Origin of the sequence: Klebsiella sp. RHBSTW-00215, from assembly GCF_014103785.1 — a bacterium.
Taxonomy (GTDB): Bacteria; Pseudomonadota; Gammaproteobacteria; order Enterobacterales; family Enterobacteriaceae; genus Klebsiella.
In genome coordinates this window covers 952,185-973,483 of sequence record NZ_JABXQS010000001.1, presented here as the reverse complement: position 1 = coordinate 973,483, position 21,299 = coordinate 952,185, and the positions used below count along the sequence as shown (strand labels likewise).

At 54.5% G+C, this 21,299-nt stretch carries 13 protein-coding genes and 1 tRNA gene; 7 read left to right on the top strand and 7 right to left on the bottom strand.

Annotated elements, in window-relative coordinates:
- The first annotated feature begins 210 nt into the window (after positions 1-210).
- From HV127_RS04805 to rtcA, 3 genes are all read left to right on the top strand, one after another.
- Positions 211-338, top strand: a tRNA-OTHER gene (locus tag HV127_RS04805).
- A gap of 87 nt (positions 339-425) precedes the next feature.
- Positions 426-1,640 carry an RtcB family protein gene (locus tag HV127_RS04800; protein ID WP_182235142.1) on the top strand — a complete coding sequence of 405 codons (1,215 nt, stop codon included), beginning with the start codon at positions 426-428 and terminating at the stop codon, positions 1,638-1,640.
- A gap of 4 nt (positions 1,641-1,644) precedes the next feature.
- On the top strand, positions 1,645-2,664 hold the full coding sequence (gene rtcA / locus HV127_RS04795; protein ID WP_182235141.1) for an RNA 3'-terminal phosphate cyclase: 1,020 nt from the start codon (positions 1,645-1,647) through the stop codon (positions 2,662-2,664).
- On the opposite strand, the gene malT is transcribed toward rtcA, so the two are convergent.
- Entirely contained in the window at positions 2,661-5,366 is a 2,706-nt protein-coding gene (gene malT, locus HV127_RS04790) for an HTH-type transcriptional regulator MalT (protein ID WP_182235140.1), read from the bottom strand. The two genes, rtcA and malT, sit on opposite strands and share 4 nt — an antisense overlap.
- Before the next feature lie 621 nt (positions 5,367-5,987).
- Between malT and malP the strand changes: the two genes are divergently transcribed.
- Positions 5,988-8,378, top strand: a complete 2,391-nt coding sequence (malP, locus tag HV127_RS04785) for a maltodextrin phosphorylase (RefSeq protein ID WP_182235139.1) — start codon at positions 5,988-5,990, stop codon at positions 8,376-8,378.
- Positions 8,379-8,388: 10 nt separating this feature from the next.
- Positions 8,389-10,482, top strand: coding sequence for a 4-alpha-glucanotransferase (malQ, locus tag HV127_RS04780; protein WP_182235138.1), 2,094 nt, complete (start codon positions 8,389-8,391; stop codon positions 10,480-10,482).
- Between the two features lie 250 nt (positions 10,483-10,732).
- Here the strand turns inward: malQ and pckA are convergent, their stop codons facing one another.
- The 5 genes from pckA to HV127_RS04755 all read right to left on the bottom strand — a co-directional run bounded on the left by pckA (position 10,733) and on the right by HV127_RS04755 (position 16,890).
- On the bottom strand, positions 10,733-12,355 hold the full coding sequence (pckA, locus tag HV127_RS04775) for a phosphoenolpyruvate carboxykinase (ATP) (RefSeq protein WP_181484639.1): 1,623 nt from the start codon (positions 12,353-12,355) through the stop codon (positions 10,733-10,735).
- Between the two features lie 359 nt (positions 12,356-12,714).
- Positions 12,715-13,599 (bottom strand): Hsp33 family molecular chaperone HslO, encoded by an 885-nt coding sequence (gene hslO / locus HV127_RS04770; RefSeq protein WP_181486320.1) that lies wholly within the window; start codon positions 13,597-13,599, stop codon positions 12,715-12,717.
- A gap of 18 nt (positions 13,600-13,617) precedes the next feature.
- Positions 13,618-14,019: a ribosome-associated heat shock protein Hsp15 gene (hslR, locus tag HV127_RS04765; protein WP_112214779.1), complete on the bottom strand. Its 402-nt coding sequence runs from the start codon at positions 14,017-14,019 to the stop codon at positions 13,618-13,620.
- The gene (gene yrfG, locus HV127_RS04760) at positions 14,016-14,699 is read right to left on the bottom strand and encodes a GMP/IMP nucleotidase (protein ID WP_181484640.1); all 684 of its coding nucleotides are present in this window, start codon (positions 14,697-14,699) and stop codon (positions 14,016-14,018) included. The genes hslR and yrfG overlap by 4 nt, the downstream gene beginning before the upstream one ends.
- A gap of 61 nt (positions 14,700-14,760) precedes the next feature.
- Positions 14,761-16,890 carry an intracellular growth attenuator family protein gene (locus HV127_RS04755; RefSeq protein ID WP_182235137.1) on the bottom strand — a complete coding sequence of 710 codons (2,130 nt, stop codon included), beginning with the start codon at positions 16,888-16,890 and terminating at the stop codon, positions 14,761-14,763.
- A gap of 330 nt (positions 16,891-17,220) precedes the next feature.
- On the opposite strand from HV127_RS04755, the gene nudE reads away from it, so the two are divergent.
- On the top strand, positions 17,221-17,781 hold the full coding sequence (gene nudE / locus HV127_RS04750; RefSeq protein WP_181484642.1) for an ADP compounds hydrolase NudE: 561 nt from the start codon (positions 17,221-17,223) through the stop codon (positions 17,779-17,781).
- A gap of 56 nt (positions 17,782-17,837) precedes the next feature.
- On the opposite strand, the gene mrcA is transcribed toward nudE, so the two are convergent.
- On the bottom strand, positions 17,838-20,396 hold the full coding sequence (gene mrcA, locus HV127_RS04745) for a peptidoglycan glycosyltransferase/peptidoglycan DD-transpeptidase MrcA (protein WP_182235136.1): 2,559 nt from the start codon (positions 20,394-20,396) through the stop codon (positions 17,838-17,840).
- 117 nt (positions 20,397-20,513) lie between these two features.
- Between mrcA and HV127_RS04740 the strand changes: the two genes are divergently transcribed.
- On the top strand, positions 20,514-21,299 hold the full coding sequence (locus HV127_RS04740; RefSeq protein ID WP_182235135.1) for a pilus assembly protein: 786 nt from the start codon (positions 20,514-20,516) through the stop codon (positions 21,297-21,299).

Sequence of the window (21,299 nt, the reverse complement as noted above, 5' to 3'; positions counted from 1 at the left end):
CGGCGTACAGTTTTTGCGCAACGCTGAAGGCACGAATGCCGGTGGATCTACATCTTATAACGATCCAGGTCGCAGGTTCGAATCCTGCCGGAGTCCGACTCCGTAGCTCAGCGGTAGAGCAGGCCGATCCACCTTTACTTGTCGTGCCACCCTGTTTTGGCGAATGCCTGTGGATCTACATATGTTGCGGGTTCGAGTCCCGTCAGAGCCTGGCTCTGTAGCTCAATGGTAGAGCGGTGTATTCACATTAACTTGTCGCCATTTTTAATGAATTTCGGCGAATGCCGGCGAATCTACATGGGACGGTAAGGTTGCAGGTGCAAATCCTGCCAGAGCAAGCCTCTGTAGCTCAATCAGATAGAGCATACTGATAACGATCCGCCATAAAACTTGTCGCCACCCTATTAATAAAATGAGAAAAGACAATGAATTACGAATTAATGACTACCCAGAATGCTCCGGTAAAAATGTGGACCAAAGGCGTGCCGATAGAAGACGAAGCTCGTCAGCAGCTGATTAATACGGCAAAAATGCCTTTTATTTTTAACCACGTGGCGGTGATGCCGGATGTGCATTTGGGTAAAGGGTCCACGATTGGTAGCGTGATCCCGACTAAAGGGGCGATTATCCCGGCCGCGGTGGGCGTGGATATCGGTTGTGGAATGAACGCGCTGCGTGCCAGCTTAACGGCGGCGGATCTGCCGGATAACCTTGCTGAACTGCGTAACGCAATTGAAGCCGCGGTACCGCACGGGCGTACAACTGGACGGGGCCGTCGTGACGCAGGGGCATGGGAAAATCCCCCGGCTAACGTTGACGCCCACTGGTCAACGCTGCACACGGAGTTTCAGTGGCTGACGAGCAAATATCCGCGCTTCCTTAACACCAATAACTATAAGCATCTGGGAACACTGGGTACTGGTAACCATTTTATTGAAATCTGCCTGGACGAGACGCAGCAGGTATGGGTGATGCTGCACTCCGGTTCGCGCGGAATTGGTAATGCTATTGGTAGCTATTTTATTGAAATGGCGCAGAAAGATATGCAGCAGCATATTGCTAATCTTCCTTCGCGCGATCTGGCTTATTTTGCCGAAGGTAGCGAGCATTTTATTGATTACGTTCGCGCTGTTGGCTGGGCGCAGGATTATGCGCGTGCCAACCGTGAAGCGATGCTGGAAAACGTGCTGCTGGCGTTGCGTAAAATCATCAGCAAGCCCTTTACGCTGGAGAGTGAGGCGATTAACTGCCACCATAACTATGTGCAAAAAGAGCAGCACTTTGGTGAAGAGGTCTTCGTGACCCGTAAAGGCGCGGTATCCGCGCAGAAGGGGCAGTTTGGGATCATTCCGGGTTCCATGGGGGCGAAAAGCTTTATTGTGCGCGGCCTGGGTAATGAAGAGTCGTTCTGCTCGTGCAGCCACGGCGCCGGACGGGTGATGAGCCGAACCAAAGCGAAAAAACTGTTTAGCGTCGACGATCAGATTCGCGCCACCGCGCATGTAGAATGTCGTAAGGATGCGGATGTCATAGACGAGATTCCGATGGCCTATAAGGACATTGATGCGGTGATGGCCGCGCAATCCGATCTGGTGGAAATTGTGCATACGCTGCGTCAGGTGGTGTGCGTTAAGGGATAACAAAATGGAAAGGACTATCGTGCTGGACGGCGCGCAGGGAGAAGGCGGCGGGCAGATTTTGCGCTCGGCGCTGAGTCTGTCGATGATAACCGGCCAGCCGTTTGAGATTACTGGCATTCGCGCCGGGCGGGCTAAGCCGGGTCTTCTGCGCCAGCATTTAACGGCGGTGTTGGCGGCGAAGGAAATCTGTGGTGCCGAGGTCAGCGGCGATGAACTGGGCTCGCAGCGGTTACGCTTTGCTCCGGGACGGGTTCGCGGTGGGGAGTATAAATTTGCCATCGGTAGCGCAGGTAGCTGCATGCTGGTGCTGCAAACCGTACTTCCAGCGCTGTGGTTTGCCGACGCTGGCGCACGTATTGAGGTGCATGGCGGAACCCACAATCAGGCCGCTCCCAGTGCGGATTTTATTTGCCGCGTCTGGGAACCACTGCTGGTGAAGATGGGGATAAACCAGCGCACCACCCTGATAAAACATGGCTTTTATCCGGCAGGCGGCGGTGCGGTAACCACCGACGTTGAGCCGGTTAAGGCGTTGAGCGGGTTGCAACTGATATCGCGGGGTGAAACGGTGAGTATTCACGCCGAAGCCCTGCTGGCGGCAGTTCCTTACCACGTTGGCGAGCGCGAATTGATGGCGCTGGAAGCCTGGTTTCCGCTGACGGATAAGAAAGTTCGGGTGCTGGAAGGTGGTGCCGGACCGGGAAATACGCTGTCGCTGACCGTTGAGAGCGTGCATCTGACGGAGCTGTTTATCGCCTTTGGCACCAAAGGCGTGAGCGCGGAAAAGGTCTCGCACCAGCTGGCATCGGAGGCAAAACGCTATCTCGCAAGCCCGGCGGCGGTGGGGGAATATCTGGCTGACCAGCTGATTTTACCGCTAGCGCTGGCGGGAGAAGGCGCGTTTACCGTGGCGAAAACGTCAGCGCATCTGCTGACGAATATCGCGGTGGTCGAACGTTTTTTACCGGTGAGGTTTAGCTGCGAACCGCTCGACGGCGGCTATCTTATTCAGGTACGGGGTTAAACCCCATACCCCATCATTTTGAGCAATCGCTGGGCATGCTGTACGGCATCCTGGCGGTGCGCTACACCAAGCTTCTGATACAAGTTGCGAATGTGGGTTTTGATGGTGGTCGCCGCGACGTCCAGCTCACCGGCTATCTGCTCGTTGCTGTAGCCGGAGTAGATTAGCCCCAGCACCTGCCATTCACGCTGGGTCAGCGGGCTGGTGCGGATCAGTTCCGGGACTTCCGGATGGTTCAGCAAGCGTTCAACGAAACCTTCGTCAAAGTGGGCGAATTTGTGGCGATGATGCTGGTTAATATCACGTAAAATGCGCTGAGCGCGATGCTGCTCCAGCTCCGGCAGCGTGTTGAGCTGAATCAGCTGGCGTAGCTGCTGTGCCATCGCTTCGCCTTCAATCACAAAGTGGTTAATGAACCCGGTGCGGTTGGCGAGGGTGAGCGCTTCCAGTAGGGCTTTCTGCGCTTCGCTTTTACGCCCTGCTTGCCAGTAAAGCTGGTTGAGCAGCAGCAGGTTGCGGTTCAAATCGCTCATCAGACGCAACGAACGGGCATTCTCATTTAACTCTTCAAGTACCATTTCGGCGGAATCGAAATCACCGAGCAGGATCTGCGCGCGGGCGATGTTCCGCCACTGGCTCTGCAGGAAGTGGTTATTGGCGAACTCCGGTTTTGGCGTCTGGCGTAGCCAGTTTGCCGCAGCGGCTTTGTCGCCAATCATCTGCCAGTAAATCACCCGGACTTTGTCGGCATTGGATACCCAGTCACTGTGGTAATGGCCGTTGCCAAGCAGGTTTTCCAGACGATTCAAATGACTACGCGCGTTATCAAGGTCACCGCGCGCCAGCGAGCACTGCACCATTAGCGTCAGACACTGTAGCTGCTGCTGCGGTTGATAAGTTGAAAGCACCGCCATGCCGTTACGCGCGGAGGTTTCCGCTTCATCCAGCCGCGCCCACGCCCACAGCAGTTGGGAACGAATGCGCAGCAGGAATTCATGCATCGGCAACTGTTCGAGGTGCTGTTCGCGGATGAGCTGGAAGGCTTTTTCCTGAATTTCCCAGGCAGCCTGCAGAAACCCCTGAGCAAAGAGAATTTCGCTTTGTTGGATCATGCTCCATAACGCGTAATGCCAGACGTCATGGCGGCGGGCCATCTGTTCGGTTTGCTGCATCACTGCCAGCGATTTACTCAACTGGCCTTTGCAGTGCAACACTTCACCATGTACCGAGGTGGCAACGATGCGGCTGTAGTAGCTGGCTAGCGGCAGTTCGTCGAGGGCCACCATTGCCAGACGCTCGGCTTCTTCCTGGTCGCCGGCGTTAATCGCCACCTGGGCGCGCAGAGCGTTGAAGTCGCCGTGCATAGCGGTATCCATTTCCGCATCCATCTCCTGCTCGGCGCGGGCCAGCAGGGTATTCACTTCGCTATAGCGGTGCTGGCTCTGCATCAGCCAGGCCTGTAAGAGAATCAAACGCGGATTTTCCAGCAGGTTTGACCACGGCAGCGCTGCCAGAGACTGCTCCAGCAAACCCAGCTCGCTGTGGTTAAACATGCCCCACGCGTGATTAAGCAGAATATCGCGCAGCATTTTTGCATCACCCGCCGCCAGGGCATGGTGAATGGCTTCGCTCGGGAAGCCTTGCGCCATCCAGCTTTCGGCGGCAGCACGATGAATTTCCGGCAGTTCAACCGCCAGTTCCCACTGGCAGCGCTGACGCAGGAAGTTGCCGAACAGCGGGTGGTAGCGGAACCACTCGCCGGAATCGTCCATCCGCTGCAGGAATAGCCCCTGACGCTCAATCTCTTCCAGTTGCATCTGACCGTTCTCTTCGCCGGTCACGCGGACGATCAGCGCATCGTTCATTGAACGCAGCAGCGAGCTTTTCAGCAGGAAGTTACGCGTTCGCGGATCGACATTATCCAGCACTTCATCGACCAGATAGTCGGAAAGATGGCTGGCGTTGATACCGGCAAGACGGCGAGCGGAATGATGAGCGGAGGTATTGTTCTGACGGGCGGAGAGGGCGATGAGCTGGAGCGCGGTGGCCCAACCGGCGACATCGTCGCACAGCCTTTTACTGTCGTCGGCCTCGATTGGCGAGCTGAGACGACAGTCGAAAAATTGTTTGGCTTCCTGATGAGTGAAGGCCAACTGCTGGCTACCAATTTCAAGCAACTGATCGCGTACGCGCAGGTTGGCAATACCGAGCTGCGGCAGGTTACGCGACAGCACCACCAGGGTCATATTTTCTGGTTGATGACGAAGGAAGAAGCGCATCGCATCATGAATAACCGGATTGCTGATCAGATGGTAATCATCGATCACCAGGAATAATGGGCGCTGCCAGTCGGCAAGCTCGATAAAGAGCTGCGCGAAGAGGGAGGGCAGGCTGGCGTACTGGCGTTTTTGCACCATGGTTTCGCTGGCCGCACAGTGGCCGCCAGTGGCCTGCTGAATGGCGGCGATCAGATAGCTGGCAAAACGCTCCTGTTGGTTATCGCCTTCATCCAGCGAAAACCAGCCAAGGTCATTTTTCCCCGCCGCCCACTGAGAAACGAGCGTGGTCTTACCGTATCCAGCCGGGCTGGTTACCAACGCGAGACGATAATTGTTCGCGCCGGAAAGTTTCGCCAGTAATCGCTCACGAACCACGGTGTGTTCAAGGCGGACCGGACGACTTAATTTAGACGGAATCAACATAGTTCTACATTTCGCTGTGCAAGGGAGGAATTGCGAATTTTTTTGCGCTTCGTAATTAATATCTAATAAGGTCGGCCATAATGAATTTTATTGCAAGTTATGTCCGAGTTTTATGCTCTTGAATTTGCTCTATGTCACAAATTTTGACATAGAGTGAAATTTATATAAAAGGGTGACAGCGTGCGCGGTTACTGGGTTTGCGGGATTTTTAGGCACAATAAGCTAATCTTTTTTTACAATACTAGTAGTTGTTTGTTTTTATTAAATTATTCTCAGTGAATTCTTATAAGTCACCCTTTTGAGTTATTTCTGTATTAAAGTCCGCTTATTCCCACGATATTTACTTTTATTTCTCAATATTTACAAAGCGGCATTTTGCTTACTTTTCTCATCTTGGCTTGTAACACATTTTCATGCGGCAGGTAGCGGGAGAATTGTTGTTCCGATGTGGCGAATTTTCCAGCATAATTTCGCCAGTAAGCTAACGTAATAGTGCCCAAGATCACACTTTTCGCTCATCCCTGCTACTCCTCCCCGGCTAATCCCTGGCGGGATGAGGACGTGACTCCGGGAGGTCGGCACACTAACGCTAACTGTTTTAGTAAAGGACCCGGATTTCTTATGTCACAGACTACTTTTAACAAAGCTCAGTTTCAGGCTGCACTGACGCGTCAGTGGCAGCATTTTGGATTACAGTCCGCTTGTGAGATGACTCAGCGCCAATGGTGGCGTGCCGTGAGCGGCGCGCTAGCCGAGCTGTTGTCGGCTCAACCGGTCGTGAAACCGGCCGAAGGGCAGCGCCATGTAAACTACATCTCCATGGAGTTTCTGATTGGTCGTCTGACCGGCAACAATTTGCTCAACCTTGGCTGGTATCAAGGGGTGAGTGATGAGCTTCAGACGCATGACGTTAACCTGACCGACCTGCTGGAAGAGGAGATCGATCCAGGTTTAGGTAACGGTGGGTTAGGCCGTCTGGCGGCATGTTTCCTCGATTCTATGGCGACCGTCGGCCAGTCGGCGACCGGTTACGGCCTGAACTATCAATACGGCCTGTTCCGTCAATCTTTTGCTGACGGTCAGCAGATGGAAGCGCCGGACGATTGGGGGCGTAGCAGCTACCCGTGGTTCCGCCACAATGAAGCGCTGGATGTGCAGGTTGGACTCGGCGGTAAAGTCACCAAAGGCGGCGAATGGGTACCGGCATTCGTGATTACTGGAGAAGCCTGGGATCTGCCGGTGCTGGGCTACCGCAACAACGTCGCGCAACCGCTGCGTTTGTGGCAAGCCAAACACGCGCATCCGTTCAACCTGACCAAATTCAATGACGGCGATTTCCTGCGTGCTGAGCAGCAGGGTATCGACGCGGAAAAACTGACGAAAGTCCTCTATCCGAACGATAACCATCAGGCGGGTAAAAAACTGCGTCTGATGCAGCAGTACTTCCAGTGCGCCTGTTCGGTTGCCGATATCCTGCGTCGCCATCATCTGGCGGGTCGTAAGCTGGCGGAGCTGGCGGATTACGAAGTCATCCAGTTGAACGATACTCACCCGACGATTGCGATCCCGGAACTGTTGCGCGTGCTGATCGACGAGCATCAGCTGAGCTGGGACGACGCCTGGGCGATTACCAGTAAAACCTTCGCCTATACCAACCACACCCTGATGCCGGAAGCGCTGGAGTGCTGGGATGAGAAGCTGGTGAAAGCGCTGTTGCCGCGTCATATGCAGATCATCAAAGAAATTAACGACCGCTTTAAAAAGCTGGTGGATAAAACCTGGCCGGGCGACAAACAGGTTTGGGCGAAGCTGGCGGTAGTGCATGACAAACAGGTTCGTATGGCGAACATGTGCGTGGTGAGCGGCTTTGCGGTTAACGGCGTTGCTGCGCTGCACTCCGACCTGGTGGTGAAAGACCTGTTCCCGGAATATCACCAGTTGTGGCCGAATAAATTCCACAACGTCACCAACGGTATTACTCCGCGCCGCTGGATCAAACAGTGCAACCCGGCTCTGGCCGCGCTGCTGGATAAGACGCTGAAGAAAGAGTGGGCCAACGACCTCGACCAGCTGATTAACCTCGAAAAATACGCTGACGATGCGAAGTTCCGTCAGACGTACCGCGACATTAAGCTGGCCAACAAGGTTCGCCTGGCGGAGTTTGTGAAGCTGCGTACCGGGATTGAGATTAACCCGCAGGCGATTTTCGATATTCAGATCAAACGTTTGCACGAGTACAAACGTCAGCACCTCAACCTGCTGAATATCCTCGCGCAGTACAAAGAAATTCGTGAAAATCCGCAGGCAGACCGCGTACCGCGCGTGTTCCTGTTCGGCGCGAAGGCGGCGCCAGGCTATTATCTGGCGAAGAATATTATCTGGGCGATCAACAAAGTTGCTGAAGCGATCAATAACGATCCGCTGGTTGGCGATAAGCTGAAAGTCGTGTTCCTGCCGGATTACTGCGTATCGGCGGCGGAAATGCTGATTCCGGCGGCGGATATCTCCGAGCAGATTTCTACGGCGGGCAAAGAAGCCTCCGGTACCGGCAATATGAAACTGGCGCTGAACGGTGCGCTGACCGTCGGAACTCTGGACGGCGCGAACGTTGAAATCGCTGAGCAGGTAGGGGAAGAAAACATCTTTATCTTCGGTCATACCGTGGAAGAAGTGAAAGCCCTGAAGGCCAAAGGTTACGATCCGCTGAAATGGCGTAAGAAAGACAAGCTGCTGGATGCGGTGCTCAAGGAGCTGGAAAGCGGCAAATATAGCGATGGCGATAAGCATGCTTTCGACCAGATGCTGCATAGCCTGCTGAAAGGGGGTGACCCGTACCTGGTGCTGGCAGATTTCGAAGCCTACGTGGCGGCGCAGAAGCAGGTTGATGAGCTGTATCGCGACCAGGAGGCCTGGACTCGGGCGACGATTCTGAATACTGCGCGCTGCGGCATGTTCAGCTCTGACCGCTCCATTCGCGATTATCAGCAACGTATCTGGCAGGCAAAACGCTAAGGACAGGCCTATGGAGACTAAACGCCTTGATAACGCTGCCCTGGCGGCGGGAATCAGCCCAAGCTATATCAACGCCCATGGTAAGCCGCAGTCGATCGCGGCAACCACCAAGCAGCGCCTGCTTGATGCGATGCATCGTACAACAATCGCCACGAAGGTGGCGGTTAACCCGCTTCCTGTGGTGCAGGTGTTTACCCACGGCAAAAAGATGTCTTTGCCAGTGGCTGGTCAGGGTGAGTTCCACTGGATCCTCACCACTGAAGATGGCAAACAGTATCAAGGCCAGGTGCGCGGCGGTGAAACGCTGCCGCTGCCAGCAAGGCTGCCGGAAGGGTATCACACGCTGACGCTGACTCAGGACGGCGATCGCTGGCACTGCCGGGCTATCGTCGCGCCCGTGCGCTGCTACGAGCCGCAGGCGCTGAAGGATGGCAAGAAGCTGTGGGGTACCTGCGTGCAGCTTTATACGCTGCGCTCGGAGAAAAACTGGGGAATTGGTGATTTCGGCGATTTACGCGTTATGCTGCCGGAAATCGCCCGTCGCGGCGGTTCGTTTATCGGCCTCAACCCGATTCACGCGCTCTATCCGGCTAACCCGGAGAGCGCCAGCCCGTACAGCCCCTCTTCACGCCGCTGGCTCAATGTTATCTATATTGATGTTAATGCAGTAGAGGATTTCCGTCAGAGCAAAGAGGCGCAGAAATGGTGGCAATCACCGGCTACGCAGCGGGCGTTACTGGCTGCGCGTGAGACCGATGACGTCGACTATAGCGCCGTGACCGCGTTGAAAATCACCGCGCTGCGCATGGCGTGGAAAGGTTTCTCCGCGCGCAATGATGAAGCAACAGCTGAGTTTCGCCAGTTTGTGACGCGCGAGGGTGAAAGTCTGTACTGGCAGGCGGCGTTTGACGCGCTGCACGCCTGGCAGGTTAAGCAGGATCCGATGCGCTGGGGCTGGCCGGCCTGGCCTAAGGCTTATCAGGACACCAATAGCCCGGAAGTTAAGACGTTCTGTACCGAGCATGCCGATGAGGTGAATTTTTACCTGTGGCTGCAGTGGCTCGCCTATACCCAATTTGCCGCCTGTTGGCACACCAGCCAAAACGACGCCATGCCGATTGGACTGTATCGCGACCTGGCGGTGGGCGTTGCGGAAGGCGGGGCGGAAACCTGGTGCGACCGTGAGCTGTACTGCCTGAAAGCCTCCGTCGGCGCGCCGCCGGATATTCTTGGCCCGCTGGGGCAGAACTGGGGCCTGCCGCCGATGGATCCGCATATCATCGTGGCGCGCGCCTATGAGCCGTTTATCGAACTGCTGCGCGCTAATATGCAAAACTGCGGTGCGCTGCGCATCGATCATGTGATGTCGGTGCTGCGTCTGTGGTGGATCCCTTACGGTGAAACCGCCGATCACGGCGCTTACGTGCAGTATCCAGTGGATGATCTGTTGTCGATTCTGGCGCTGGAAAGTAAGCGTCATCGCTGTATGGTGATCGGTGAAGATCTGGGTACCGTGCCGGTTGAGATCGTCGGTAAGCTGCGCAAAAGCGGTGTTTACTCCTATAAAGTGCTCTATTTCGAAAATGACCACGAGAAGACTTTCCGTGCGCCGAAGGCGTATCCGGAGCAATCAATGGCTGTGGCTACGACGCATGACCTGCCAACGCTGCGCGGCTACTGGGAAAGCGGCGACCTGACGCTGGGTAAATCGCTGGGCCTGTATCCGGATGAGGTGGTGCTGCGCGGGCTGTATCAGGATCGCGAACTGGCGAAGCAGGGGCTACTGGATGCGCTGCACCGCTATGGCTGCCTGCCAAAACGCACCGGGCATAAAGCATCGCTGATGGCGATGACGTCGACCCTCAATCGCGGGATGCAGCGTTATATTGCCGACAGCAACAGCGCGCTGTTGGGCCTGCAGCCGGAGGATTGGCTGGAGATGGCCGAGCCGGTCAATATTCCGGGCACCAGTACGGAGTATCCAAACTGGCGGCGCAAGCTTTCCACCACGCTGGAGGCAATGTTTGCCGATGAGCAGGTGAATAAGCTGATCAAGGACCTGGATAAGCGGCGGAAGTTGGCGAGTAAGAAGAAGCCTGCCTGATACCTGTTTGAAGCGCATTAAAAAGCCGGGAAGTGATTCCCGGCTTTGGACCGCTGACAAACGTGCTTAAAAGTGAATGAGGGTTCGTTTTTCTCCCTCTCCCTTTCGGGGAGAGGGCCGGGGTGAGGGTGATAACGAGCTGATTAATCAGCAGATCCTCTCCCCCTCACCCTAACCCTCTCCCCAAAGGGGAGAGGGGATCGTCCGTACTCTTTTTAGGGTTTGTCATCAGCCATTTCTGACGTCACGATTAGCGTTTCGGCCCTGCGGCAACCAGCGCTGCGCCTGCTGGCGTATCGGTATACTTCTCAAAGTTCTCAACGAACAACTTCGCTAACTGCTCGGCCTTCTCCTGCCACTGCTCTGGCGAACCGTAGGTATTGCGTGGGTCAAGGATATGGGTATCCACGCCCGGCAATTCGGTTGGGATTTGCAGCTCGAACATCGGCAGAGTGAAGGTTTCCGCGTCGTCCAGCGAACCGTCGAGGATGGCATCGATAATGGCGCGGGTATCTTTAATCGAGATACGTTTGCCGGTGCCGTTCCAGCCGGTGTTGACCAGATAGGCCTGCGCGCCAGAAGCCTGCATGCGCTTGACCAGCACTTCTGCGTATTGCGTCGGGTGTAGCGACAGGAAAGCTGCGCCGAAGCAGGCGGAGAAGGTTGGCGTCGGCTCGGTGACGCCGCGCTCGGTACCGGCCAGTTTGGCGGTGAAGCCAGACAGGAAATGGTACTGAGTCTGGTCGGCGGTCAGACGAGAAACCGGCGGCAGCACGCCAAACGCGTCGGCGGTCAGGAAGATAACCTTGGTAGCATGACCCGCTTTGGAGATCGGCTTAACGATGTTCTCGATATGGTTAATCGGATAAGAGACGCGGGTGTTTTCGGTCTTCGAACCGTCGTTAAAATCGATCGTGCCGTCGGCCAGCACTACGACGTTCTCCAGCAGCGCATCGCGGCGAATTGCATGGTAGATATCCGGTTCTGCGGCTTCGGAAAGCTTAATCGTCTTCGCGTAGCAGCCGCCTTCGAAGTTAAATACCCCATCGTCATCCCAGCCGTGTTCGTCATCGCCAATCAGACGACGTTTTGGGTCGGTGGAAAGGGTTGTTTTGCCGGTGCCGGAAAGGCCGAAGAAGATGGCGACATCCTCTTTTTCCCCAACGTTGGCGGAGCAGTGCATGGAAGCGATGCCCTGTAACGGCAGCAGGTAGTTCATGATGGAGAACATCCCTTTTTTCATTTCGCCACCGTACCAGGTCCCGCCAATCAGCTGAATGCGTTCGGTCAGATTGAAGGCGACGAAGTTTTCGGAGTTGAGTCCCTGCTCTTTCCACTGCGGGTTAGTGCATTTTGCACCGTTCATCACGATGAAATCTGGCTTGAAGGTCGCCAGTTCCTCATCGCTTGGGCGAATAAACATATTCTTCACGAAATGCGCCTGCCAGGCGACCTCGGTAATAAAGCGGACGCTCAGGCGAGTGTCAGCATTTGCGCCGCAGAAAGCGTCAACGATAAACAGACGCTTGTTGGAGAGCTGGCGGGTAACCAGTCCCTTCAAGTGCTGCCACGTTTCCTCAGAGAGCGGTTTGTTGTCGTTTTTGCCTTTGCCTTTGTCAGACCACCACACGGTATCGCGGGTGGTATCGTCACGAACGATATACTTATCTTTTGGAGAACGGCCGGTGAAAATACCGGTATCGACGGCGATAGCACCAAGATTGGTTAATACGCCTCGTTCATAACCTTCCAGATTGGGGGCTAGCTCTTCTTGATACAAAGTATCGTAGCTGGGGTTATGAACGATATCCTGGACGTCATTGATACCATAAGCCTTGAGATCCTGCGGGGTTAAACCATTATTAACGCGCATGTCACTGCTCCTTAGCCAATATGTACTGCTTTAAATTGTAGGGGTTATTACGGGGTATAGACCGCGACCAGGCTCATAGATTTACGTATCTCGACAAACGGCATACTTACGAAAAACGTTGTGACTCCTGTCACGAAGCGTGGGGGATTATCTCAGGAAATAGGGCTTTGGTGGGGGTAGATGTTTCTTAATGGTTAAAAAGTAATTAAAAAAACTATTGAAATGTGAATGTAATCGCTTACCTGAAATAAAATTACGTAATACTTTCAGGAGGAATCGATTCATCTCGCAGATAAAAAAACTTGACGCCAGGAGCGGCGGAGGAAAAACCTCAACCAAACTCCTGGCGAGATGAACGATTAGTGGATCTGCGGGTCGGCCGGTGAGGCGTTATTGCGGATCTCGGCAATATCCATCGCATTGAAGACATAATGGCTACCGCAATAATCGCAGTGCATGTCGATTTCTCCTTCATCGGCCAGAATACTGTCGATCTCTTCATCTGGCAGCGTTCTCAGCGCACCCGCGCAGCGTTCGTAAGAGCAGGTGCATTTGAACTCTACGCTCTGCGGCTCGTAAACGGTCACTTCTTCTTCGTGGTACAGACGCCACAGCACATCGTTCGCAGGCAGGGTAAACAACTCTTCAGCTTTGATGGTTTCGGTCAGCGTACTGAGATGTTCGAAGTCTGCGGCCTGTGCGTCTTGTGCCGGAAGAACCTGCAGCAGCATACCGCCCGCCATCGGCTTACCTTCATGCTCGCCGCTGCGAATGATAAGCCGGGTTGGCAACTGCTCGGAACGCTGGAAGTAATCTTCCAGGCAAGCCGCCAGCGTATCGCCTTCCAGACCGACTACGCCCTGATAGCGCTCGCCTTCATCTGGAGAGATAGTAATGACCAGATATCCGTTACCCACCATCGTCTTCAGGTCGGCCCCTTCCGGGATCTCGCCCTGCATGCGAGCCACGCCGCGCATCTGCTGTTGGTTGTTGCCGTTAATCACTGCCAGCGATAGTGGACCATCGCCCTGCAGCTGAACGGTAATATCACCGGCAAACTTCAGCGTGGCGGTCAGCAGACTGGTCGCAACCAGCAGTTCTGCCAGCACGGTTTTAACCGGCTGCGGGTAGCTATGGTTTGTCAGAATCTGTTCTAAAGTTTCTGAAACTGTTACCAGCTCACCGCGTACGGCATAGTTTTCAAACAGATAGCGATGTAATTGATCGTGTTGAGTCATAATAATCTCTCTTGCTGGCCACAGTTATTCACTATCGCCGTGTTTAAATCTCATCAGGTCGCGGCGTTCTTTCTTATCCGGACGTCGGTCGGGATGCGGCATGGTTAGCGCGTTCATTTTTCGCGCCAGCGCCATTTTCTCGCGTTTCTCGATGCTCGCAGCCGTCTCTTCATAGAGTGCGACGGCTTCGCTGGCAGGTCTGCGCTGTTCGGTAATGCCTTTTACCACGATGATACGTTCGTCATTGCCCTGGCGTAGCGTCAGGGAGGCGTTCAGCTCGACAACTTTTCCCGGTTTACTGCGCTGTCCGTTGTAGTGCACCTTGCCGCCTTCAATCATCTCGCGCGCCAGAGCGCGGGTTTTATAAATGCGGGCTGCCCAAAGCCATTTGTCCAGCCTGACGGCTTCGACGGGTTTTTCTTTCATGGCCTCTCCTGCGGGGTCAGTGAGGGAATCAGATGTCGGTAGTCATTTAGCCCTGGATGGCGAGCGTAGCTTTTTTCAGCCAGCCCGGAATCGGGGTTGGTTATGCCCAGGCAATAACGAATGCCAAACTCTTCGGCCGCATCCAGAATCGCCTCGTTGTCGTCAACAAAGAGCGTTTTGCGCGCGTTGAAGCCGGTTTCCTCAGCAACGGCACGCCACAACCGCTGATCTTCTTTCGGATAACCAAATGTGTGGGTGGAAAGTAATAAATCAAGGTGCGCATCCAGCCCGGTGTGCTTCAGCTTTACCGCCAGATTATGTGGATGGGCGTTAGTCAGCAAAATACGGCGTTTGCCGCTGGCTTTAAGCGCATCAAGGAACGGAACGGTATCGTCACGCAGTGCGGCTCGTGGCCCCTGCTCGCTGGTCATCGCACAAATATCCAAACCCAGGCGCTCGCTCCAGTAGTCCAGGCAGTACCAGTTTAGCGTATGTTGCACAGCGTGATATTCCTGGTGCATCGCCTCTCTGGCTTCCTGCAGGTTGAGGCCTTGCGTCGCCCCCCAGGTTTCCGGGACTAGCTTTTGCCAGAAATAGTTGTCGAAGGCGAGGTCGAGAAGCGTGCCGTCCATATCCAGCAGAACGGTATCAACCTCCTGCCAGGCGATATCAAAGTGCATGGTAAGTCTCCAACGAGGGGGGAATTGCGCGACAGGGTATCACACCGCGTCGCGCTGAGAATTAATCTTGCGGGTCTGGAGAGGAAAGTAGAACCGGATTCAGGCAGCTCTCGTAATACTTCTGGATCTCTTCCTGACGCTGACGGTGACGCTGGTAGCGACGAATTGCCAGGATACCGTGATACCCCATACAGCCCAGCATCGCCAGCAGTAGTAAAGTTGTTCCCAGGTAACGCCACAGACCGGTGCGGTCGGGAATACGGTGCAGGTTGATATGTTGCGTGCCGTTGGCATCGGTATAGAGATTGGTGACGATCCCTTCTGCATGGAACGGCGTGTGCATCAGCATTCCCGCCAGTCGCTGCAGTTCGTTCCACTGTTGGTGAGCGGGGTAATCGTATAGTCCGGTCGTTGGCCACGGTTGATTCACCAGGTCGCTGCCTTCATCGCTGGCAATTAAAAAACCACCAGGGGCCGGACTGTTTAGCGCCTGGGCCGCACGTGACGTTTCACGGCTGACAAACGGCGCGGTGGAGGTGGTGACCAGATTCTCCAGCGATTCTGCGCTTACCGGGCGTAGCAGCACGTTGACGCCATCCAGCTTGCCCGTATTGGCGCGTTTGGTCAGCGTTTCCCAGTTGCGCGTGTTGCCGAGGTTAACCAGCGCATTTTTCAGGCGAACGCAGTCGTCTTTCGCTGAACACAGGTCACTTGTTTTTATGACGATATCGCCAAAGTCGTCGAGCAGTACCATCCCGGATTTCTGAATAGCGGAACGCAGCGCCGGGCTAACGCGAGATTCATCATTCGACTCGGGATGGAGCTGGCGTTGAACGGTTTGCATCAGTGCGCTGGCCTTACTGACGATGTCGGATTCCGGCAGCGGCAGGGGAGGCGCATCATTCCAGATGATTTGCGAACAGTCGAAGGGCATAAACGGAGAGTTCTCTTTTGCCGTCCAGCTTCCTGGCGTGTGGATATTACACATGCCGGTTCCTTTCAGGCGCAGCGTATCGCCGATGCGAACCTGCGACTTATCCAGTTGGGCAACCGTTGTGGCTTCGATAGTTTGCGCACCTTTCAGCCACGACAGGGTGAACTTAAAGGGCATATTCAGCGGCACGCTTACCCACAGCATCACTACCACCAGCAGCGCTCCTGCGGCAATAATCGCGCTGCGTAGCCAGTACTGAAGCGGGAAGTTTTTAACTTCATCATGCAGCGACAGGAAACGCCCCTGGCGAACGACATGACGGCTGAGGTAGATGTCTACATCCGTTTGCTGGCCGAGATCTTGCGTAATCCACGGTTGCCAGTGGCGCGGATAGATCAGGTCGATAATACCGAGGGAGATATTGTTGATATGCTCTTGGTTATTTTCGCCAAATAATCCCCAGCGCTTGGGCATACCGCGCAGGCAGTGAATTTCTCGTAGTGATGTTTTTCGTGGTGGGGCGTAGATACCCCAGACGCCGGCGAGTAGCAGCAGTAAACCACCGCCCAATAGCCACGGGGAAAACACGTCGGGGCTTATCAGGCTGCAATAAAACAACAGGAAAGCAGCAACGATCAGAACGGCTTCACGAAGGCCGTCGGGGCGGCTGAGCGCATGTTCTTCCGATGTTTCCGGACGAATGCTTAGCAGTTCAATCTGCTCGCTCTCTTCCCCACGAATCGATGCCTGGGTTGCGGAGGTGCGTTCGAGAGCAAACCCGAGAGATTCTTGCGGATAATCGCTCAGCGTTTGGCCATTAAGGGCAATGACCAGGGGCAGGCTATCGGTTGGAATTAATTCAACGCTGTTTTCATCATTGATATGTTGTTCCCAGAACGGAGGAAGATGAATTTCCACTGAATCAAGGAAGTAGCGCCATTTATTCAGGTCGTCAGTGTTGATGCCATAGCGAGTAATTGCGCGAGTAACGGTAAAAACGGTGTCACTTTGTTCGTTCAACGCGATATTTACCGGTGCAATACTGGCACCTGAGGCTGGCAATTGCTGATTGCGGCTGAGGCCTTCGAGGTATTTTTCTACGGCGCTGCGCTCTTCATCAGAAAGCTTGCGCGTCGCGGCGTCACTGAAGGCATGCAACAGAGGAAGGCGGCGGCGTCTGGCATGCAATCGATACCACCAGCCGATAAGCAACGCGCAGATTAGCAGAGCTGTCAAAAAAATCAGAAAGGTGCCCATGCCCATCCCATCATAGTTATTCTTTTCTTACTGGTATCGTTGGTTGCCATTCACACTTAAGTAAACCAGCCGTATGTAATCGGCTTTTGCCACGTAAAAACGGGAAAAATTATTGTGTAGCACAGCAGCATACAACCTTATCAAAAACGTTAAAATCCAGGAATCGGTAAATTCTCAAATACTATTCAACCTATTGACTTTTTAGTCTTTGTATCAATTACATCTAAAACTATAAAGTTGCAACTATGTAAATTAGTGGCGAATTGAATTGCCGAAACCGTGCTGCGTGTCGCACAATGACCTCTGTAATCACAGCATAGACCGATGACAATGAGCAAATCATTACAAAAACCCACCATTCTCAGTGTTGAAACGGTAGCGCGTTCGCGACTTTTTAACGTTGAAAGCGTGGACCTTGAGTTCAGCAACGGCGTTCGCCGGGTGTATGAACGGATGCGGCCCTCTACCCGTGAAGCCGTGATGATTGTGCCGATTGTCGATGACCATATTATATTGATTCGCGAGTACGCTGTTGGGACCGAGTCCTATGAATTAGGCTTTTCGAAAGGCCTGATTGACCCGGGTGAAAGCGTGCTCGAGGCTGCCAACCGTGAGCTGAAAGAAGAGGTTGGTTTTGGCGCGCAAAAGCTGACGTTTTTGAAAAAGTTGAGCATGGCCCCATCTTATTTCTCCAGCAAGATGAATATTCTGGTGGCTGAAGACCTTTATCCGGAATCACTCCCGGGCGATGAGCCAGAGCCGCTACCGCAGGTTCGCTGGCCGCTATCGCAGCTAATGGCGCTGCTTGATGAAGAGGACTTTCATGAAGCTCGTAACGTCAGTGCGCTGTTCCTGTTGCGCGAATGGTTGCAGGAGCAGGGCCGACTGTAGCCAGTCGCGAAATAAAGTATTAAGCAAAGAAAAAGCGCCCGCAGGCGCTTTTTTTGTCAGAACAGTTCGTGGGTTTCGCCGCCGCCATCGGTGATGGTGGTGCCGACTTCATGAACCGCCTGCTGGGTGGGCTGGGTGCCTTCGATAAAGTACTCAGCGCGGCTGTTACCTCCGCTGGCCAACTGGCCGGTACTGCGGTCGATATTCACCGTGATGATACCCGGCGGCGGCGTTAACGGCTCCTCCGGTACGCCTTCCAGAACCCTTTTCATAAAATCATCCCAGGCCGGCTGGGCGCTTTTGGCTCCACCCTCGTAGCCAGAAATCTGATCTTTGATTGCGCCTGAGGCGGTTGTACGACCCAGATCGCGGCGGTGGTCATCAAAGCCAATCCATACCGACGTCACCACGCCAGGGCCATAGCCGGAGAACCACGCATCTTTCGAGCTGTTGGTAGTCCCTGTCTTACCGCCGATATCGTGACGTTGCAGGTCGCGACCCGCACGCCAGCCGGTACCCATCCAGCCGGGTTCGCCGAAAATGTTGGTGTTAAGGGCGCTCTTAATCAGGAAGGCCAGCGGCGTATTGATCACGTGCGGCGTATACTCGGGAGCGCCACTCTGCGCGACCAGTGACTGGTTGGCCTGCTCAAGCTGTGGCTGCGGCGGAACGCTGGCGTTTTGTGGTTCCTGAGAGGTGACAACGTCCTCGACGTCTTTATTTTCCAGTACGTCTGATTTTGGCGTATCACCGTAAATCACTGGCGAATTGCACTGCGGGCAGGCAATTTTCGGTCGTTCTTCGAAAATGACGCCGCCCTGATCGTTCTCAATTTTGCTGATGAAATACGGGCTAACCAGGAAACCTCCGTTCGCCATCACCGAATAACCGCGAGCGACCTGTAACGGTGTGAAGGACGCTGAACCCAGCGCCAGTGATTCGGTTCGCACGATGTTCTGTGCCGGGAAGCCGAAGCGTTGGAGGTACTCTGCGGCGTAGTCCACGCCCATGGCACGCATGGCGCGAACCATGACGACGTTCTTCGATTGACCCAGCCCCTGGCGTAAACGGATAGGACCAGCATATTGCGGAGGTGAGTTTTTCGGCCGCCAGTCAGAGCCAGAACCTGCATCCCAACGGGAAATAGGCACATCGTTAAGCATGCTCGCCAGCGTTAAGCCTTTATCCATCGCTGCGGTATAGAGGAACGGCTTAATGTTAGAACCGACCTGGCGTAAGGCCTGAGTCGCACGGTTGAACTTACTTTGGTTGAAATCAAAACCACCGACCAGCGCAATAATCGCGCCGTTTTGCGGGTTGATGGAGACCAGCGCCGAGTTCACATCCGGTACCTGAGACAGCCACCAGTCGCTGCCGACCTGGCGGACCCAAATTTGTTGCCCTGTTTGCAGGACATCGGTCACTTTGCGCGGTGTAGCGCCTTGCTGAGTATCAGAAACAAACCGACGCGCCCAGCGAACCCCTGACATATTCAGCGATACCGACGTTCCGTTGCTCAACAGAGCAACGGCCTCCTGCGGATTTGCCGAAGTGATTACCGCCGGGGAGAGAGGGCCAGAACCCGGTATCTTTTTCAGCGCAGCAATGATTTTCTGGTTATCCCACGGCGTTTCACCCACTTTCCACAATACGCTGGCCGGGCCGCGATAGCCGTGGCGCATATCGTAATCCAGCACGTTGTTACGTACCGCCTGCTGGGCAGACTGTTGGTTTTTCCGGGTGATGGTGGTGTAGACACGATAACCATCTTCATAAGCCAGTTCGCCGTAGCGATTGACCATTTCCTGACGCACCATTTCGCTGAGGTATGGAGCTGAGAAGGCGATTTCCGGCGCATGATAGCGTGCGTCGATAGCCTGGCTGCGCGCCTGATCGTACTGCGACTGCGTGATGTAGCCTTCACTCAGCATACGCGACAGAACGACGTTACGGCGGGCGGTGGCGCGGTCCATGGAGTAGAGAGGGTTAAAAGTTGAAGGGGCTTTCGGCAAGCCCGCAATCACCGCCATCTCGCTCAGCGTGAGCTGATCGACGGATTTACCAAAATAAACCTGCGCGGCTGCGCCGACGCCATAGGCGCGATAGCCGAGATAGATTTTATTCAGGTACAGCTCAAGAATTTCGTCTTTATTGAGCAACTGTTCGATGCGGATTGCGAGAAAGACCTCTTTGACCTTACGTATCAGCGTCTTTTCTGGACTCAGGAAGAAGTTACGCGCCAGCTGCTGAGTGATGGTGCTGGCGCCCTGTGAGGCGTGACCGGAGAACATGGCGACGCTAGCGGCGCGGAAAATACCGACCGGATCAACGCCATGATGCTCATAAAATCGGCTGTCTTCAGTGGCGATAAACGCTTTTATCAGCTCAGGTGGTATTTGCTGCAAGGTGACAGGGATACGGCGTTTCTCGCCATATTGCGCAATCAGCTCGCCATCCGCACTGTAAACCTGCATCGGGATTTGCAGACGCACATCCTTCAGGGTCGCGACGTCAGGAAGCTGCGGCTCTATATATTTATAGAGACCAAAAATCGAGCCTGCTCCCAGCAGTACGCAACAGACTGCAAGGATGAAAAGATACTTTACGAACTTCACCGGAGATTTCTCATTTAGTTTTATTTGGGCAGTTTATAAACAAACGCGCAGTAGTATAAAGGCAAGCCTGGTGCATTGATATAGCGAACCATATTGGCGGATAAGGAGATCGTAGGCATGGCTTTTAGAAACTGGCGCATAGGAATGCATATCCAGCAGGACCGTATTGCCATCGTAGCGCTGTTGTTTGAACGCTCCCGCTGGGCGCTGCGGCGCTGGTGGAATATTCCCCTGACGCCCGGCACCGTGCGTCAGGGGCTGGTTGTCGACGTTGAGGCGCTGGCCCGACAGCTGCAAAGCTGGCGGCGCGAGCTGCCAATGCAGCATCAGGTTTGTATTGCGCTCCCGGCGGCGCGCACGTTGCAAAAGCGTTTGCCGCGTCCTCAGGTCTCGTTAAGAGAAAGCGAACAGGCAACGTGGATAAGCAGCGCGATGGCGCAGCAGTTGGAAATGCCAGCTTCCTCATTATGTGTTGATTATTCGGCTACCGGAACGGGTGATGGCTGGCAGGTAACGGCGGCGCAGCGCTTAGACGTTGACGCGCTGCGTCGCCTTGCGGAGCGACTCAAGTTAAGAGTCGCCGGAATTGTTCCGGATGCTAGCGTACTCAGCGCCTTTTTTCCCTGGCTACCGGCTGAAACTCATGGGCTGGCGTGGCGAGATGAATCGACCTGGCTGTGGGCAACCGCAGATAACTGGGGATGGAATTTATGCAGCGAAACCCCTTCTTTTCCCCGACTGGTTTCACAGGTTAACGCCGGTGAGTTTCGCCTCTGTACTTCCGAATCGTTTGACGGGCAAAGCTTTGATGCCTGGAGCGTAATACATCGTCTGCAGCCTCCGCTTCCGCCCTGTGGCGATAGCTTTACGGTTGCGCTGGGCCTTGCGTTGGGTGCGCGTTAA

Bases quoted from the DNA above. Each gene is read 5' to 3' on its own strand.
- HV127_RS04800 (WP_182235142.1), top strand. From the start codon at position 426: ATGAATTACGAATTAATGACTACCCAGAATGCTCCGGTAAAAATGTGG.
- rtcA (WP_182235141.1), top strand. From the start codon at position 1,645: ATGGAAAGGACTATCGTGCTGGACGGCGCGCAGGGAGAAGGCGGCGGG.
- malT (WP_182235140.1), bottom strand. From the start codon at position 5,366: ATGTTGATTCCGTCTAAATTAAGTCGTCCGGTCCGCCTTGAACACACC.
- malP (WP_182235139.1), top strand. From the start codon at position 5,988: ATGTCACAGACTACTTTTAACAAAGCTCAGTTTCAGGCTGCACTGACG.
- malQ (WP_182235138.1), top strand. From the start codon at position 8,389: ATGGAGACTAAACGCCTTGATAACGCTGCCCTGGCGGCGGGAATCAGC.
- pckA (WP_181484639.1), bottom strand. From the start codon at position 12,355: ATGCGCGTTAATAATGGTTTAACCCCGCAGGATCTCAAGGCTTATGGT.
- hslR (WP_112214779.1), bottom strand. From the start codon at position 14,019: ATGAAAGAAAAACCCGTCGAAGCCGTCAGGCTGGACAAATGGCTTTGG.
- yrfG (WP_181484640.1), bottom strand. From the start codon at position 14,699: ATGCACTTTGATATCGCCTGGCAGGAGGTTGATACCGTTCTGCTGGAT.
- HV127_RS04755 (WP_182235137.1), bottom strand. From the start codon at position 16,890: ATGGGCACCTTTCTGATTTTTTTGACAGCTCTGCTAATCTGCGCGTTG.
- nudE (WP_181484642.1), top strand. From the start codon at position 17,221: ATGAGCAAATCATTACAAAAACCCACCATTCTCAGTGTTGAAACGGTA.
- HV127_RS04740 (WP_182235135.1), top strand. From the start codon at position 20,514: ATGGCTTTTAGAAACTGGCGCATAGGAATGCATATCCAGCAGGACCGT.